This window comes from Bradyrhizobium sp. AUGA SZCCT0222 (genome assembly GCF_018130205.1).
GTDB lineage: Bacteria > Pseudomonadota > Alphaproteobacteria > Rhizobiales > Xanthobacteraceae > Bradyrhizobium.
In genome coordinates this window covers 38,939-54,530 of sequence record NZ_JAFCLX010000036.1, presented here as the reverse complement: position 1 = coordinate 54,530, position 15,592 = coordinate 38,939, and the positions used below count along the sequence as shown (strand labels likewise).

General features: G+C 63.0%; 14 protein-coding genes. 12 read left to right on the top strand and 2 right to left on the bottom strand.

Going from position 1 to position 15,592, the window contains the following annotated elements; genetic code table 11:
• The first annotated feature begins 130 nt into the window (after window positions 1–130).
• Both JQ629_RS26530 and JQ629_RS26525 read left to right on the top strand, forming a co-directional pair.
• Window positions 131–1,762 carry an FMN-binding glutamate synthase family protein gene (locus JQ629_RS26530; protein ID WP_212415140.1) on the top strand — a complete coding sequence of 544 codons (1,632 nt, stop codon included), beginning with the start codon at window positions 131–133 and terminating at the stop codon, window positions 1,760–1,762.
• 209 nt (window positions 1,763–1,971) lie between these two features.
• Window positions 1,972–3,279 carry a hemolysin family protein gene (locus tag JQ629_RS26525; protein WP_212265757.1) on the top strand — a complete coding sequence of 436 codons (1,308 nt, stop codon included), beginning with the start codon at window positions 1,972–1,974 and terminating at the stop codon, window positions 3,277–3,279.
• Window positions 3,280–3,311: 32 nt separating this feature from the next.
• Here the strand turns inward: JQ629_RS26525 and JQ629_RS26520 are convergent, their stop codons facing one another.
• A complete protein-coding gene (locus tag JQ629_RS26520; RefSeq protein WP_212415139.1) occupies window positions 3,312–5,312 on the bottom strand; it encodes a carbohydrate porin in 2,001 nt (666 codons plus the stop codon).
• Window positions 5,313–5,648: 336 nt separating this feature from the next.
• Here JQ629_RS26520 and JQ629_RS26515 point away from each other — a divergent pair, with 336 nt between their 5' ends.
• The gene (locus tag JQ629_RS26515; RefSeq protein ID WP_212415138.1) at window positions 5,649–6,539 is read left to right on the top strand and encodes a DUF1194 domain-containing protein; all 891 of its coding nucleotides are present in this window, start codon (window positions 5,649–5,651) and stop codon (window positions 6,537–6,539) included.
• Between the two features lie 217 nt (window positions 6,540–6,756).
• Here the strand turns inward: JQ629_RS26515 and JQ629_RS26510 are convergent, their stop codons facing one another.
• The gene (locus JQ629_RS26510; protein WP_212415137.1) at window positions 6,757–7,578 is read right to left on the bottom strand and encodes a creatininase family protein; all 822 of its coding nucleotides are present in this window, start codon (window positions 7,576–7,578) and stop codon (window positions 6,757–6,759) included.
• A 135-nt stretch (window positions 7,579–7,713) separates the two neighbouring features.
• On the opposite strand from JQ629_RS26510, the gene JQ629_RS26505 reads away from it, so the two are divergent.
• The 9 genes from JQ629_RS26505 to JQ629_RS26465 all read left to right on the top strand — a co-directional run bounded on the left by JQ629_RS26505 (window position 7,714) and on the right by JQ629_RS26465 (window position 15,590).
• Window positions 7,714–8,733, top strand: a complete 1,020-nt coding sequence (locus JQ629_RS26505; protein WP_212415136.1) for an ABC transporter substrate-binding protein — start codon at window positions 7,714–7,716, stop codon at window positions 8,731–8,733.
• Between the two features lie 5 nt (window positions 8,734–8,738).
• Window positions 8,739–9,539 (top strand): ABC transporter ATP-binding protein, encoded by an 801-nt coding sequence (locus JQ629_RS26500; protein ID WP_212415135.1) that lies wholly within the window; start codon window positions 8,739–8,741, stop codon window positions 9,537–9,539.
• The gene (locus JQ629_RS26495; RefSeq protein WP_192739255.1) at window positions 9,536–10,324 is read left to right on the top strand and encodes an ABC transporter permease; all 789 of its coding nucleotides are present in this window, start codon (window positions 9,536–9,538) and stop codon (window positions 10,322–10,324) included. The genes JQ629_RS26500 and JQ629_RS26495 overlap by 4 nt, the downstream gene beginning before the upstream one ends.
• Window positions 10,324–11,313 (top strand): 2-hydroxyacid dehydrogenase, encoded by a 990-nt coding sequence (locus tag JQ629_RS26490; RefSeq protein WP_212037117.1) that lies wholly within the window; start codon window positions 10,324–10,326, stop codon window positions 11,311–11,313. Before JQ629_RS26495 ends, JQ629_RS26490 begins: the two co-directional genes overlap by 1 nt.
• Window positions 11,313–12,029 (top strand): AprI/Inh family metalloprotease inhibitor, encoded by a 717-nt coding sequence (locus JQ629_RS26485; protein WP_212415134.1) that lies wholly within the window; start codon window positions 11,313–11,315, stop codon window positions 12,027–12,029. The genes JQ629_RS26490 and JQ629_RS26485 overlap by 1 nt, the downstream gene beginning before the upstream one ends.
• 177 nt (window positions 12,030–12,206) lie before the next feature.
• Window positions 12,207–13,280: a hypothetical protein gene (locus JQ629_RS26480; RefSeq protein ID WP_212415133.1), complete on the top strand. Its 1,074-nt coding sequence runs from the start codon at window positions 12,207–12,209 to the stop codon at window positions 13,278–13,280.
• A 170-nt stretch (window positions 13,281–13,450) separates the two neighbouring features.
• Window positions 13,451–13,822, top strand: a complete 372-nt coding sequence (locus JQ629_RS26475) for a YciI family protein (protein WP_212415132.1) — start codon at window positions 13,451–13,453, stop codon at window positions 13,820–13,822.
• Between the two features lie 72 nt (window positions 13,823–13,894).
• Window positions 13,895–14,287, top strand: a complete 393-nt coding sequence (locus JQ629_RS26470) for a YciI family protein (protein WP_212415131.1) — start codon at window positions 13,895–13,897, stop codon at window positions 14,285–14,287.
• A 31-nt stretch (window positions 14,288–14,318) separates the two neighbouring features.
• Window positions 14,319–15,590, top strand: coding sequence for an RNA polymerase sigma factor (locus JQ629_RS26465; RefSeq protein WP_212415159.1), 1,272 nt, complete (start codon window positions 14,319–14,321; stop codon window positions 15,588–15,590).
• Window positions 15,591–15,592 lie beyond the last annotated feature (2 nt).

Below are 15,592 nucleotides of genomic sequence, written 5' to 3'. Positions count from 1 at the left end.
AATCTTTTGCGATCCCCTGTCACGTCCGTGACGGCTAGACCGTATATCGTATGGTGCTTATTCCAATGGTTGGATTAAGCTGCTGGCGAACAAGAATATTCCGCAAGAATATTCCGGCTGAGGGGATGTCATGGAAACGCTGTTGATGCCGTTCTCGCCACGCTACATCGTGCTGACGATCTGCGCGGTCGTCACGGCACTGCTGATCGGCATCGGCATCTTCGATCAAAATTTGAAGGTGTGGGAAATATTGCTGATTCCCATCGTGGTCTTCGGCGGGCTTACCCTTCTCGGCATTCGCGACCTCACGCAAGAGAGCCACGCGGTGCTGCGGAATTATCCGATCTCCGCGCATATCCGTTTTCTGCTGGAAGAGATCCGGCCGGAGATGCGGCAGTATTTCTTCGAGAGCGAGAAGGACGGCATGCCGTTCTCCCGCGATACCCGCGCGCTGGTCTATCAGCGCGCCAAGATGCAGCTCGACAAGCGGCCGTTCGGCACCCAGGAAGACGTCTATCGCGACGGTTATGAATGGATGCATCATTCGATGGCGCCGAAGGCTCGCGCCGTCGAGCAGTTTCGCGTCACCATCGGTGGTCCGGATTGCACCAGGCCGTATTCGGCCTCGGTGTTCAACATTTCGGCGATGAGTTTTGGCGCGCTTAGTCCAAATGCCGTACGCGCGTTGAATGCAGGCGCCAGGAAAGGCGACTTCGCGCATGACACCGGCGAGGGCGGCGTCAGTCCCTACCACCGCGAGAACGGCGGCGACATCATCTGGGAAATCGGATCCGGCTATTTCGGTTGCCGCAACCGCGACGGCAGCTTCAATCCCGAATTGTTCGCGCGCATTGCTTCCGACGACCAGATCAAGATGGTCGAACTCAAGATCAGCCAGGGCGCCAAGCCCGGACACGGCGGCGTGTTGCCGGCGGCCAAGGTCTCGGAAGAGATTTCAAAGATCCGGGGCGTGCCGATGGGCGAAGACTGCATCTCGCCGGCCACTCACCGCGCGTTTTCGACGCCGCTCGAAATGATGACATTCATCGGTGAGATGCGGCGGTTGTCGGGCGGCAAGCCTGCGGGCTTCAAGCTGTGCATCGGCCACCCCTGGGAGTTCCTGGCCATCTGCAAGGCGATGCTGCAGACCGGGATCTACCCTGATTTCATCGTGGTCGACGGCAATGAAGGTGGTACCGGCGCAGCACCGCTGGAATTCATGGACCATCTGGGCATGCCGATGCGCGAGGGTGTCAATTTCGTCCATAATGCGCTGGTCGGCATCAATGCCCGCGACCGCATCCGCATCGGTGCCGCCGGCAAGATTGCGACCGCCTTCGACATGGCGCGCGCGATGGCAATCGGCGCCGACTGGTGCAATTCGGCGCGCGGCTTCATGTTCGCGCTGGGCTGCATCCAGTCGCTGAGCTGCCATACCGACCGTTGTCCGACGGGGGTGACCACCCAGGACCCGCTCCGCGCCCGCGCGTTGGTGGTGCCACTCAAGAGCGAGCGGGTCTACTCCTACCATCACGCCACCCTGCACGCCCTGTCCGAACTTCTCGCCGCCGCTGGCCTCGACCATCCGCAGCAGCTACGGCCGATCCACTTCTCGCAGCGATCCTCCACGAACGACACATTGACGTTCGCGAAACTTTATCCGCCGCTGCGCCCGGGCGAGCTGATCGACGGCACCAGCGACCCACGCTTCCGCGACGCCTGGGATATGGCCCGGGCGGATTCGTTCCGGCCGGCGGGGTAGGCCTTCACGCTTACGTCATCCCGGCGGAGGCCGGGATCCATACGCCGCGGCAGCGCTTTTGGCACAGGTAGCAGAGACCTTCTAAATCAACTGATGACGGTGGTTATGGGTCCCGGCTCAAGGCCGGGACGACAAGCTATCGCCGCAGGCCCGCTGCTCTGATAAAGCCTCTCTCCATGTTGGAATGACCACCCGTAAAAAGGGAGACAATGCTTTATCTGGAACTCGGGATCGTGACGGTCCTGATCATCACCAATGGCCTGCTTTCAATGTCGGAGCTTGCCATTGTCTCGTCGCGGCCGGCACGGCTCGCCGCGCTGGTCGAAAAGAACGTCACCGGTTCCCGCCGTGCACTTGCGCTGGCGTCTGATCCAGGCAAGTTCCTGTCGACGGTGCAGATCGGGATCACGCTGATCGGCGTGCTGTCAGGTGCGATTTCCGGCGCCACGCTGGGCCAGCGCCTGACCAGCCTGCTGGTCGAATCCGGATTGTCGAAAGGTCTGGCTGACGCGATGGGCGTCGGCGTCGTGGTGAGCGTCATCACCTACGCCTCACTCATCATTGGCGAGCTGGTGCCCAAGCAGATCGCCCTGCGTGACCCGGAATCGGTGGCGGTGCGCGTGGCGCCCTACATGATGCTGCTCTCGAAAATTTCGTCGCCCCTGGTGTGGCTGCTGGATCGCTCGGGCAAGGGGCTGTTGTGGCTGCTCGGTCACCGCGGTGAAGCCGAAGAAAAGGTCAGCGAAGACGAAATCCGCACCCTGGTGGTCGAGGCCGAGAACGCCGGCGTGCTCGAGCCCGGCGAGAAGGAAATGATCGCGGGCGTCATGCGTCTCGGTGATCTTCCGGTCGGTGCCGTCATGACGCCCCGCCCCGAAGTCAGCATGATCAATCTGGCGGATACGCCTGACGTCATTTTCGCGGCGCTCGCCGGCCGCAACCATTCCCGTTTTGTGGTGTTCGACGGGGATCCGGATGCGGCGCTCGGCATTGTCCAGGCCAAGGACATGCTGGACAGCTATCTGTCTGGGCAAGCACCGGACATTCGGAAGCTGGTCCGGGATGCGCCGATCATTCCCGAATTCCTGGATGCCAGGGATGTCGTTGCCATCCTGCGCGACTCCGCGGTGCATATGGGATTGGTGCATGACGAATACGGCGTCTTCCAAGGCGTGGTAACCAGCGCCGATATTCTCGAATCGATCGTCGGTGGTTTTCATACGGAGGAGGGGCCTCCCGAAGCGGCGGTCGTGAAGCGGGACGACGGCTCCTACCTGATCTCGGGCTGGATGCCGGCCGTCGAATTTGCGAATTTGCTCCAGATCGTCCTGCCGTCGTCGCGGCAGTATCAGACCATGGCCGGTTTCCTGCTCCAGCAGTTCGGCGCAATTCCGACTGTCGGTGAGCAGGTCGAGGCGCAGGGTTGGCGCTTCGAGATCGTCGATCTCGACGGCCGGCGTATCGACAAGACATTGGCGACACGAATCGACGATGGGGCCGCCGACGAGCAGGCGTGATGGCGCGATGCCGATTTTTCTGACGTCGGGGCTCAGAATTCGCCGTGCAGACGGCCCGAGAAGATCGAGACCGGGCCACGGTCGCCATTATAGGCGGGGTTTGCGATCAGCTGATAGTCGGCGGTGAAGGTGAAATTCTTGTCGAGCGCGAACGCGTAGTAGGTCTCGAAGATGCTTTCATTGCGGTAGTTGAGCCGGCCGTCGCCGATCAGGAGGCCGAGGCCGCCCGCCGCCAGGAAGTCGCGATGGTCAGATGACAGTCCATTGACCGCTCCGCCGATGCCGAACGTATCGCTCGGTCGGCCCCAATAGCTGCCCTTGACCGACAACCCGGCGGAGACGCTGCGATCCACATCGGTGAAGGACAGGATTTCGTTGCGCCCGTCGTTCCAGCTCGCGCGGGCGAATATCCCGACATCCCTGATGAGCTGCTGTTCGGCGTTGATGTAGAATCCGTACTTGGTGTTTTCGCGCCGGATGCCGACGATGACGTCGTTGATGTCAAGCATTGGGTCCGCCGCTGCTATCCCCAGCGCGTTTCGGTAGCTGCCGGTATTGCCGCGATTGCCGAAAATGCCGAGCCGGAGCTTGCCGGGCTGATCGAAGATCGTGTGACGCTCCTCGAATTCAACCACCGCGCCGCCGGACTTGAACACGAGGACGTCGCTGTTGGGCGCGTTGGGGACCTGGAACAGGCCGGCCCGGATCGCCCAGTCCTTGCGGTTGAGTTCGACCACCGCGCCGCGGGTGAAGCCTGGAAGGTCGGCAGGGAAGTCGTAAGCCGCGGCCGACCACATCGCCCAGTTCATGAAGTCGACGCGGGGATCCTTGGCGTAGGAATTGCCGTCGAAATAGTCACCGACGGCAAAACGGCCGACCGTGACCGTGACGCGGTCGATGTCGCGCTTGCCCGCGAGTTGCATCGGACCGTCGGCGACATCTTCCTGTTCGCCGCCAAGGCCGAAGGTCTGGCGGAAGACGTAGCGCTGCGGGCGATATTTCGGATAGGGCGCGCCACCTTTCTGGGCTTCACCGTTGGAGAAGCCGGCAAGTCCCAGCGTGCTGTTGAGGCCAAAGCCCTGCGCCAGTTCGGGGTTGAAATAGAACTCGCCGTCCTGCCACAGCCGCCAGCCGAGAAACACGTCCGCGGTCCATGTTTGGCGGCCCTGGCCGCCGCCCGGAAGACTGTTGGTGCCCTCATAGGGCGAGCGCATGCGCGGATAGGCTTGCGCGATGACCGTGGTCTGCCCGTGTACATTCCAGTTTTTCGGCTCGGGAAGCGCGGTGCGTCCATCGACCGGTGTGGGACCCGCCCAGGGCGGCGTCTCCCACAACCGGTAATTCAGTCCGAGCTTGAACAAATGAATGTTGGGATCGACGTTGACGCGCGGCAATCCGACGTCGGTCAGGTCGTAGGTCCGCCGCGCCAGTTCGACGTAATTGTATTCGGCCTTGGCGGTCCAGTTGCCGCCGACCGCCACTTCGATGCCGAGGCCTGCGGTCCAGCCGACATGCGTGAGGTATCGCTTCGGCGGGATGATGACCCCGGTGTCGTTGAGGTTGATGTGGGTGCTTCCCCAAGCGATGCCGCCCGTGACGTAAGGCATCCACGTTCCCATCGCGTAGCCGACCCGGCCGCGCGCGGTTGCGATGTAATCGATGGTGCTGTTGAACGGCACCGGCGCGAGCCGCGGAATGTCCACCGGGCTGCCGAACGAAACGTCAGCCTCGATACCGAGCACGACCTTGTTGGCCAGCTGGCGGTTGTAGCCGGCCTGGTAGCCGCCGGTCAGTCCAGTCACGCTGTGGGGTAGGAACACGCCCTGCAAGGGCTCGGTGTTGGTGCCCGGGCCAAGGCTGCCGGCGCCGTAACCGACATGGCCGCCCACATAGAAACCGGTCCAGCTATAGACGGCCTTGAGCGCAGGCGCCTTGAGAGACAAATCGGCGGCCAGGGTGGGACTGGCGAGCGTCATGGCACCGACGGCGGCGCCAGCCAAAACATGCTGCAGGGATTGGCGGTACGAACCCATGGTGCGGCCTGTTCCAGCGCGAAGCGGGCTGCGGTCTCGTTCCATCACTGCAGATTTGAGCGCCTGCCGCCACCCAAGAAATGAAGTCATCAACCCCGCCGCCCCCGGTCGGCTTCTTCCCGATTCGTCCGCACAAAGCCAGATCGGGAAAACGCACCATACACCCTCACCCCTAGTTGCAAGTGATTCGCAGCAGAAACAAGAGGAGGTCGGTACTGGATGGCATTCTCACGTGACAGTTTTGTAACGGCTCTCGGAGCGGGAGGTGAGGGCGGACGCCGGTGTTTCGCGCCCGGCAGATCGCCTGCTAGGCTGCGCCGAAACAACGGAAATGCCATGCGCCTGAGTGTCTCGATCGGAGTGTTTCTTGTGTTCGGGACGATGGCTGCGGCGATCGCAGAGCAGGATTTGAAATCCAATGCCGCCGCCACCGACAATTTGCCTGCCGTCGACGTCGAACTGGTGATCGCAACCGACGTTTCCTACTCGATGGACACGAAAGCGCTCGCTGCGCAACGCGAGGCCTATGCGGAGGCTATCGTCTCGCAAGCATTCCTTGAAGCCGTCGCGGCAGGACCGAATAAAAAGATTGCGGTCACCTATTTCGAATGGTCGGCGTTCCGCGACCAGCGGCTTCTCGTTCCCTGGCGGGTGATCGATGGCCTGGAATCGGCCTCGGCGGTGGCCGCGGAGATCGCGAAAACGCCGATACGGCGGGGTACGCAGACCTCGATCTCCGCCGCGATCAATTTCGCGATTCCGCTATTCGATACAAATCCCTATCGCGGGCTACGGCGCCTGATCGATATTACCGGAGACGGGCCGAACACTGTCGGCGGCCCGGTCGCCGGCGCGCGCGATGCGGCGTTGGCGAAGGGCATTGCCATCAACGGCCTTGCCATCATGGCCAAGCAGCAGCCGAACGTCATGGATATCGCCGACCTCGATTTGTATTATGAGGATTGCGTAATTGGCGGGCCTGGCGCGTTCGTCGTCGCCAACAAGGTCGAGGACGAACTCAAGGAGGCGGTCCGCACCAAGCTCATTCGTGAGATCAGGGGACCGGCGCAGGATCAGAAGATCGTTCCGGCCACCGAGAAACAAACCCGGGTCTCCTGCCTGATCGGCGAGCAGATGTGGCAGGAGCGCTGGGGCCGTCCGTTCGAGCAGAGCCCGAAGTGCCCTGATCCCACCAAAGTGTGCGGGACGATCCCGCCAAGGGGCTAGCTGAAATGGCCCAAAAAAATGACCCGCCCGGGGGGACAGCCGGGCGGGTCGGTTCGGCACAGGGTGGATGAGGCGCCATGCCGGACAGGGAACCACGAGAGCAGCCGTAAGGCGGTCATCGTGGTCCGCACCCAGTTGGACGGAGCCATCCCGCTTCCGGTTCGAACGAAGTTTCGGGAATCCAGACTGAAGATGATTCTGCAGTCAATACAGCCGCTTAGAGGATGTAATCCGGCCCGGTCGCCAGCCGCTTCACGTCGAATTTATCGACATCCCCGAGCAATTCGCAGAACGCGCGGGCGCCGTGATCGAGCAGCTTTTCGCCCTTTTCGGCGGAGGCCTGGGTAGCGTCCCCGACGGCGCCGCTGCCGTGCAGGTCCTGCGCCTGCCAGGCGAATGGCGCGGGACGATGCGCCGACAGCCAGCGGTGATCCTTTTCCATCGCGATGCTGCTCGGGCGAAAATCGATGATCGCCTCCTGGCGCACGGTTTGCGGATATCGCGCCAGCATGATCGAGGTCTCAATCGCGCCGCCATGGATGCCGTGACGCAGTTCTTCCGCCGGGAACAGTCCGTCCGGGACGCCGAAGCGCGACCAGCTGGTGGTGACCACGAGCAGTCCATGCTGTGCGCGGAGATCCTGCGCCACCAGTGTCATCGCCGCGCTGTTGCCGCCATGGCTGGTCACCATCACGAGCTTCCTGACGCCGGCGCGCGCGACGCTTTCGCCGAGCGCCATCCAGCTCTTCAGCGCGATTTCAGTGGGCAGCGTCAGTGTGCCCGGATAGTCGATATGCTCGGTGGAAATCCCGACCGGCTGCAGCGGCAGGAACGTGACCGGAGCGCTCGCCGGCAGCAGCTCGCGGACCCGCGCCAGATAGGCCTCGCCGATCATGACGTCGGTACCGAGAGGCAAATGCGGGCCGTGCTGTTCGGTTGCCGCCAGCGGCAGCACCGCGATCCAGCGCTCGGGGCCGCTGGCTGCGATATCGGGCCAGTGGATGTCGGTCCAGTTGCGGGGCGGAACAGGCGAAGTCATCGAGCCAAGCGTTTCTTTGAATGGATTTGCAGGGTAGTTTGTTAGTCAACCAGGGACGATATCTCCCTCCTTGGGGGCGTGATCCACGTCCACACCCTCCTTATCATGGGCCAGAACGATCGACGGAGTCCAACCATGAACCCGGCCTTTTTGCCGCGAACGTTAACCGCAGCCCTATTGGCGCTGGTGGCCGCGCTGGTGCCTGCGCGCGGGCAGGCCCTCGATAAGGTCTCGTTTGGAACCAATTGGGTCGCGGAAGCCGAGCATGGCGGCTTTTTCCAGGCGGTCGCCGACGGCACCTACAAGAATTACGGGCTTGATGTCACCATCGTGCCGGGCGGCCCCAACACCAACAACCGCATGCTGCTGATCGCCGGCAAGCTCGACTTCTTCATGAGCGCGAACACGCTGCAATCCTTCGATGCGGTCACCAACAAGGTGCCGCTGGTGGCGGTCGCCGCCATCTTCCAGAAGGATCCGCAGGTCTTTCTGACCCATCCGGAATTCAAGATCAGCAAACTGGAGGATCTCAAGCCCCTGACGCTGCTGGTGTCGAAGGAAGGCATTACGAGCTATTTCCAGTGGCTGAAGTCCGAGTATGGGTTTAGCGAGAGCAAGGTCAAACCCTACACCTTCAACTCACAGCCCTTCATCGTGAACAAGCAAAGCGCGATGCAGGGATATGTCACCTCCGAGCCGTACGCGGTCGAAAAGGCCGCCGGCTTCAAGCCCAACGTCGTGCTGCTGGCCGATTACGGCTTCAACGCCTATTCGACCCTGATCGAGACCCGCACCGAGATCGTCGACAAGAAGCCCGACCTGGTGCAGCGCTTCGTCGATGCGTCCATGATCGGCTGGTACAACTATCTCTACGGCGACAACACGCCGGGCAATGCCATGATCAAGAAGCTCAATCCGGAAATGACCGATGAACTGCTGAAATATTCCACGGCCAAGATGAAGGAATACGGCATCGTCGATTCCGGCGACACGTTGAAGGACGGCATCGGCGCCATGACCGACGCGCGCGTCGCCAGCTTCTTCGACAAGATGGTGCGCGCCGGCGTGGTTCGCCGCGATATCGACTACCGCCAGGCCTATACGCTGCGCTTCATCAACAAGGGCGTCGGCCTCAATCTGCGGCCGAAGAACTAGGCGTGATGGCCGGTCCCGCTTTGTCTGAAGCCGATGCGATGGCGGTGAGCCTTGGTGACGTCACCAAGGTCTATGACAATGGCGTGGCCGCGCTTGGACCGCTCGACCTCGACGTCAGGCGTGGCGAATTCGTCTCCTTGCTCGGCCCCTCCGGCTGCGGCAAATCCACCGCCTTGCGGCTGATTGCGGGACTGACCACGCCAAGTTCAGGTGTGGTCGGCGTTTCGCAACCCGCGAACGAAACCCGCGCGGGTCATGCCATCGGCTTTGTGTTTCAGGAGCCGACCCTGATGCCGTGGGCCAGCGTGCGGGACAATGTCCGGCTGCCGCTGAAGCTTGCCGGCATGCCGGCGACGGAAGCGGACAGGCGGATCAGCGAGGCGCTGGCGCAGGTGGCCCTGTCGGAGTTCGCCGCTGCATACCCGCGCGAATTGTCCGGCGGCATGAAGATGCGGGTATCGCTGGCGCGGGCGCTGGTCACCCGTCCGGATATCCTGCTGATGGACGAGCCGTTCGCCGCACTCGACGAGATCACGCGCTTCCGTCTCAACAACGATCTGTTGGAGCTGTGGCGCAAGCTGAATATGACGGTCATCTTCGTCACCCATTCGGTGTTCGAGTCGGTGTATCTGTCGCAGCGCGTGGTCGTGATGTCGTCACGGCCCGGGCGCGTCAGCGCCGAATTTCGTATCGACACGCCGGAGCCGCGGGTCGAGGACTTCCGGATGTCGGCCAGCTATGCCGCCTATTGCCGCGAGGTCTCACAAGCGCTGGTGCCCTCCTATTCGGGGCCAACAAGCGTATGAGTTCTTCACGGGATTTTGTTCGCTTTTTGCTACCCGTCGTGGTGCTTGCCGCCGGCATCGCGTTGTGGGAGCTGGTGGTGCGCGTCAACGATATCCAGCCCTATGTGCTGCCGGGGCCATCAGCCGTGTTCCAGACGCTGGTCGCGGACTGGCCGGTGCTGTCGGAATCCCTCGGCGTCACCTTGCTGACCACGCTGGAGGGCTTCATCGCCGCCGCCATCGGCGGCGTTGCGCTGGCGCTTTTGTTCAATCAATCGAAATGGCTGGAATATTCGCTGTTTCCCTATGCGGTGATCCTGCAGGTCACGCCTGTGATCGCGATCGCGCCATTGCTGCTGATCTATCTGCAGCAACAAACCGCGGTCATCGTTTGCGCCTGGATCGTCGCCTTCTTTCCGGTGCTGTCCAACACCACGCTCGGGCTCAATTCGGTCGACCGCAATCTGGCCGGCCTGTTCAGCCTCTATGGCGCGTCACGGCTGCAGACGCTGCGGTACCTGAAATTGCCGGCAGCATTGCCCTATATTCTCGGTGGATTGCGGATCGCAGGCGGATTATCTCTGATTGGCGCAGTGGTCGCCGAAATCGCGGCCGGGACGGCGGGCGCAGGCTCGGGCCTTGCGTTCCGTATTGCCGAGTCCGGCTACCGTCTCAACATTCCCCGAATGTTCGCCGCTCTGCTGTTGCTCTCCGTCGCCGGGATTGTCATCTATGGGCTGCTGGCGTTAATTTCGCATCTGGTACTGCGGCGCTGGCATGAAAGCGCGCTTCGAAAGGAAAACTGATGGCTGCCGGGAATATTTCGTCCGAAAAGATCGATTTGCTGGTCTATGGGCCAATCAGGCCGATCCTCGAAAACGGCTTTTCCGACCAATATGTACTGCACAAGGCGGAGAGCCGGGCGGATCTCGAACGGTTGACGCCCGACGTGCTGGCCAAGACCCGCGGCATGGCGGTCACCTATCATTCGGTGCCGGCCGACGCCAAGGCGTTGTCGCATTTTCCCAAGCTCGAGATCATCGCCAGCTTCGGCGTCGGCTACGACCACGTCGATTGCAACTATTCGCGTGAGCATAATGTGGTGGTCACCAACACGCCCGACGTGCTGACCGAAGAGGTCGCCGACGTTGCAATGGGACTTTTGATCTCGACCCTGCGCGAATTCGTCAAGGCCGATCGCTATCTGCGCTCGGGCCTGTGGCAGACGCAGAATTATCCGCTCAGCGTCGGGTCGCTGCGCGACCGCAAGGTCGGCATCGTCGGCATGGGTCGCATCGGCCAGGCGATCGGCCGCCGGCTGGAGGCTTCGCTGGTGCCGGTCTCCTATCATTCGCGCAATCCGTCATCGGCGGTCTCCTACAAGCACTATGGCGACCTGATGGAGATGGCGAAGGCGGTCGACACGCTGATCGTGATCGTGCCCGGCGGCGCCGCTACCGCGAAGATGATCAATGCCGACGTCCTCAAGGCGCTCGGGCCGCGCGGTGTATTGATCAACGTGGCGCGCGGCTCGGTGGTCGACGAAGAGGCGCTGGTCGCGGCGCTGAAGTCGGGAACGATCCTGGCGGCGGGGCTCGACGTGTTCGCCAAAGAGCCGAGCGTGCCGGATGAACTGAAGGCGATGCAAAATGTCGTGTTGCTGCCACATATCGGCTCAGCCTCGGTGGTAACGCGCAATGCCATGGATCAGCTCGTGGTCGATAACATCAAGAACTGGTTTGCCGGCAAGGCGCCACTGACGCCCGTGCCGGAAACGCCGGTGAAGGGGCGCTGATGCAAGCTGGCCGCCCAGGTGTCGCGGTTGCGGTGCTATCAGCGCTGCTCGCCGTTCTGCTGGTTCCTGGATCGCCTGCGTGGTCGCAGGCGGCTCCGAGCCTGCAGAAAGACATGGTCGGCCAGTGGGAGCTTGCGACCACCGAGCGCAGCAAGACCTGCGTCGTTACGCTCAAATCCGATACGACGGCGCAAGGCCTGAAGCTCGAACTTGAGCCGAGCTGCGCGGCGGCGCTGCCCTTCACCAAGGATATCACCGCCTGGAGTATCAAGGGCCTCGGCGACATCGTGCGGATGCAGGATGCCGCCGGCCAGCCGGTGATCGATTTCACCGAAGTCGAGAGCGGCATTTTCGAAGGGCTGCGGACCGGCGAAGGCGTCTACATCCTGCAGAATCTCGCGGCCGCCCGCTCGCTCGCCAAATCGATGGACCAGATGATCGGCGACTGGTCGATGGTGCGCGGCAATGGCAAGGCGATCTGCGGCCTGACGCTCACCAACACCGAGGCGACCGGCGATAATTTCCAGGTATTTTTGAAGCCGCGCTGCGATCCCGCGGTGGCGGCGTTCGCGCCCAACCAGTGGCGGCTTGATCACGGCCGGATGATATTGCTGTCGGCCAGCGGCCAGACCTGGCAGTTCGAGGCCGACGACAATGCGCAATGGCGGCGGGTGCCCGACAGCGCCGATCCCCTGATCATGATCCGGGGACAGTAGGCACCATCGGCGCCGACCCCGACGACAGGAGGGTCCGGCGGAACCTTTTCGCTGTCGCCGCCTTTCTTCGAACCACTATGCCACAGCGATCACCAATTGGTGTCGCCAGGTCCCGCGCACGCGGTTCGATCGTGTGGAAGCTGAACCGCGGCGGGCCGGGAACGGTAGGGATCAGTCATGTCGCTCTTTGGCTATGTCAGGCGCATGTTGATGGCGCCCACTACGCTGCTGGTTTTGATGGCCGCTGGATCGGCTTCGGCGCAGTCATCGGTTCCGCCCCAGCTAGCAGGCTGGTGGATCGCGGTCGACAACATCGCCTTTCCGCCGCTGTGGCGGGACGGCACCATCGTGGCGATGGAGGAGCTTCTCATCATCGGGAGCGACGGGCGGTTCGAGAACCGCATGATGGGATTTTACGGTGTCGACCCCGGCTATTGCGCCAAGGAAAATCTCTGCAGCGATGCACCGCTGGTGGCCACCGGACGGCTCGCGCTTTCAGGTTCGGCCCCTGCCACTGGCAAGCAACAGATCCTTGAGTCCGGAAGCAAACTCCTGCTTAGCGATATCAGTACGGCGGCGAACCGAATTGACTCGCCGCGCGGCGATCCGATCATCCGCTCGCGCAGCGTGAGCGCAACAAGTGCCTGGATGGTCGAGGGTCGGATGGATGTGGACGACGGTACGCTTTTCTTGCGTCAGGCCGCGGGCGAGGAGCCGCGTGCCTTCGTCAAGATAGCGCCCGAGAAATTGCGCCGGCTGCGCGCGGGCATCATCGTGTCCGAGCTCTCCGCCCTGCAGCATTGGCGCTGCTATCTCGCTTCCGCCACCGGCGGAGACGCACGGTTGATGCCGCTGCGCAATGACAAGCCGATGCTGCCCGCGGTCCGCGACTACATCGCGGCCGCGCACTATTATTTGACCGCACTGACCTACGCGGGCCGCCCAACGGTCGATGATCCCGATCCCGCCCAGCGCCGGCTTGCCGGGGTCGCGCTCGAGGATTTGATGGTCGGGTCGCCGGCAAAGCTGCCGCAGCCCAGGACCGTTCAGGAGCGGCGCGAGGTCAAGGCGGTTGCAAGATATCTCACCGTGGTGGTCAAGGGCGAGCAGCCCGAAGCGGCAAAGGCCATGATGGCGCGGGAATTCCCTGGCGTCCCCTTGCGCCAGGATCTGGCCGAAGCGGAAATATTGGCGTTGACGACCTATTTGCGCGGCGGTGCGGATCGAAACCGGCTGTTTTGCGCTGGATGAGGCGGGTATTACTGCCGAGACCGCGCTGATCCCGGATCGCCGCGTCCATTGGCCCCCTCGAAAAATTCTCAAAACCCCTGTCGATTCCCGGCAATCCCGTTCGTCGTCTCAAATAGCGGGACAGTTCCGCGGGCTGGGTGCCTGCGGCTCGCCTCAAACAGGAGTTTTTCATGCGCTTCATGTCGATCGTCATGTCGTCCCATCCGCCCGCCGAGCCGCCGGCAGCAATGATGGAGGCGATGAACAAGCTCGCCGACAGGGAAATCAAGGCCGGCCGCATGCTGGACACCGGCGGGTTGATGCCGCTCGCGATGGGCGCGCAGGTGCGCATCACCGACGGCAAGCTCAGCGTCGTCGATGGCCCGTTCGTGGAGGCCAAGGAAGTGATCGGCGGCTACGCGATATCAGAACTGCGCAGCAAGGAAGAGGCGGTGGCGCTGGCGAAGGAATTCATGCAGCTCCACATCGATCACATGCCGGGCTGGGAAGGGACGTGCGAGATTCGCGCGTTCTTCGACGGCGCGCCGGGCGAGTGTTCCTGATCATCGCCGTTCGTCATCCCGGCCGCCGATAACGAGCGATAGCGGTGGCTAACTCACAAGGGAGTTCTTCACATGCGCTTCATGTATATCGTTACGCCTGTCCACCCCACCCCGCCGACGCCCGAATTGATGGCGGCCGTGCACAAGCTTGCCGAACGCGAAATCAAGGCCGGCCGTATGGTCACCAGCGGTGCGCTACAACCTCGGACATTGGGAGCGCAAGTGCGAATCACGGACGGCACGCTCGGCGTCGTCGACGGGCCGTTCGTGGAAGCCAAGGAGGTGATCGGCGGCTATGCGATCTTCGAGCTCCGCGACAAGCAGGAAGCGATCGAGAAGGCGGTCGAGTTCATGCAGGTCCACCGCGACTACATGCCGGGTTGGGAAGGCACGTGCGAAGTCCGCGCTTTTGTGACGGCGGATTGGGAGGCGGCTTGCTCGGTCAGTGCGCGAGCCGCCTCTTGAAGCGGGTGCGGCGCGGACGGTGTTGGCGGTGATGACCGCCGCCGACATCCATCGCACCGTCGTCGCGGTCTGGCGCATTGAGCAGCCGCGGCTGCTCACCAGCCTGTCGCGGATGCTGCGCGACGTGCCGCTGGCCGAGGACCTGACGCAGGAAGCGCTGCTGGCGGCGATCGAGCACTGGCCTGTCACGGGCGTTCCGGAAAAGCCCGGCGCCTGGCTGATGGCGATCGCCAAGCGGCGGGCGCTGGATCAGCTGCGCCGCCGCCAGATGCTCACCCGCAAGCACGAGATCGTGGCGCGGGACATGGAGCAGGAACAGCAGGCCATGCCCGATTTCGACAGCGCGCTCGACGACGATATCGGCGATGAATTGCTGCGGCTGATCTTCACGGCCTGCCATCCGCGCCTGTCGCGCGAAGCCCGTGCCGCGCTGGCGCTGCGGATGATCTGCGGCCTGACAACGGACGAGATCGCGCGCGCCTTCCTGCTGCCGGAGGCGACCATTTCTCAAAGGATCGTGCGCGCGAAGCGGACGCTGTCGGAATCAGGTCTCGCTTACGAGACACCACGCGGCGAGGAGCTTTCCGAAAGGCTCGCTTCCGTGCTGGAGGTCGTCTACCTCATCTTCAACGAGGGCTATACGGCGGCCCGCGGCGACGAATGGCTGCGGCCGCAGCTTTGCAACGATGCGCTGCGCATGGGGCGCGTGCTCACCTCGATCGCGCCGCAGGAATCCGAGGCGCACGGCCTGCTGGCGCTGATGGAGTTGAACGGCTCGCGCACAGCCGCACGGACGGATCAGGCCGGCGATCCCATCCTGCTGATGGACCAGAACCGCGGGCTGTGGGACCAGCTCCAGATTCGCCGCGGGCTGCTGGCGCTGGCGCGGGCGCGCGATCTCGGCGGCGCCGGTGGTTTCTATGCCCTGCAGGCGGCGATCATCGCCTGCCACGCGCAGGCGTCGGCGCCCGATGAAACCCCCTGGTCGCGCATTGCAGAACTCTACGCCGAACTGGCCGCGTTGGTGCGCTCGCCCATCATCGAACTCAACCGCGCCGTTGCGGTCGGCATGGCCGAGGGACCGGCCGCAGCGCTCGTGATCGTGGACCGTCTCGCGGGCGAACCCGCGCTGAAGACCTATCATTTGCTGGGAAGCGTTCGCGGCGATCTCCTGCACAAGCTCGGACGCTTCGAAGAAGCGCGCGCCGCGTTCGAGGCCGCTGCCAGTCTCGCCGGCAACAAACGCGAACAGGAATTGTTGAAGCGGCGCGCCGTCGAAGCAGGCAGCGGCGCGCCGGCTTGAGC